At 70.9% G+C, this 1,206-nt stretch carries 1 protein-coding gene; it reads left to right on the top strand.

From position 1 onward, the window contains the following. Positions 1 to 123: 123 nt before the first annotated feature. Positions 124 to 969, top strand: a complete 846-nt coding sequence (locus tag ACSDR0_RS50710) for a sugar phosphate isomerase/epimerase family protein (RefSeq protein WP_435296149.1) — start codon at positions 124 to 126, stop codon at positions 967 to 969. Positions 970 to 1,206 lie beyond the last annotated feature (237 nt).

Genomic DNA, 1,206 nt, shown 5'->3' with positions numbered 1-1,206 from the left:
CCAACATGCCGCCGCTGCACTACGCGCTCTGCGGCTGCGAGAAGCTGCCGGACTTCCCCGCCAACTGGGGCGGCAAGGGCTAGCCGCCGACCCGAAAACCCGTCACCCGAGGAGGACCCAGTTATGTGGCCGATCGGCGTCAACACGTGGGTGTGGACGTCACCGCTGACAGACGACGAACTCGTACGACTGGCCCCGCGCATCGCCGACTGGGGATTCGACGCCGTCGAGCTGCCCATCGAGCAGCTCGGTGACTGGGACCCGCACAAGGCGGCCGCACTCCTGGCCGAGCTGGGGCTGAGCGCGTCCGTGGCGCTGGTCATGCCGCCGGGCAGGGAACTGGTCGCGGCCTCCGCCCAGACCATCGCCGACACGCAGGATTATCTGCGTGCCTGCGTGGACGCGGCCGTCACGGTGGGCTCACCGGTCATCGGCGGACCCGCCTACGCCTCCGTCGGCCGCACCTGGCGCGTCTCACCGGAGGAGCGCCGCGCCCTGTACGCCGAGCTGCGCGACAACCTGCGGCCGGTGGCCGACCACGCCGCCGGGCGCGGGGTGCGGATCGGCGTCGAACCACTCAACCGCTACGAGACCAGCCTGATCAACACGGTCGAGCAGGCCCTGGACGCGCTCGACGGGTTGCCGGACGAGGGCTGCGGCCTGGCCCTGGACAGCTACCACCTCAACATCGAGGAGAAGGATCCGGCGGCGGCCGTACGGGCCGCCGCCGAGCGGATCGCGCACGTGCAGGTGTGCGGCACCGACAGGGGCGCGCCGGGCGCCGACCGGTTCGCCTGGCCCGCCTTCGCCGCCGCGCTGCGCGAGGCCCGCTACACGGGACCACTCGTCATCGAGTCGTTCACCGCAGAGAACCAAGCCATCGCCACCGCGGCCTCCATCTGGCGGCCGCTCGCCACCAGCCAGGACGCCCTGGCCACCGAAGGGCTCGCCTTCCTGCGAACCCTCTGACTCCCACTCGCCCGCCGAGCTTGTCATCGGGGCGGCTCGGCCTTTTTCCGTATGCCTCATCTCACCCCCTCGGAGATCCCATGCGCCGAGTGCTCGCACTCGTCCTCGTCCCACTCCTACTGTTATCCGCCGGTCTGAGCCACGCCCAGGCCACGACCCGGGCGGCGGCCTTCCGGGTGTTGTTGTTCACCGAGACCGCCGACTACGTGCACGGCTCGATCCCGTCCGGCATCACGA

It is taken from the genome of Streptosporangium sp. G11, assembly GCF_051192615.1.
Taxonomy (GTDB): domain Bacteria; phylum Actinomycetota; class Actinomycetes; order Streptosporangiales; family Streptosporangiaceae; genus Streptosporangium.
Note: the sequence above shows the minus strand (reverse complement) of the source record. Positions and strands in the feature narration are given on the sequence as shown.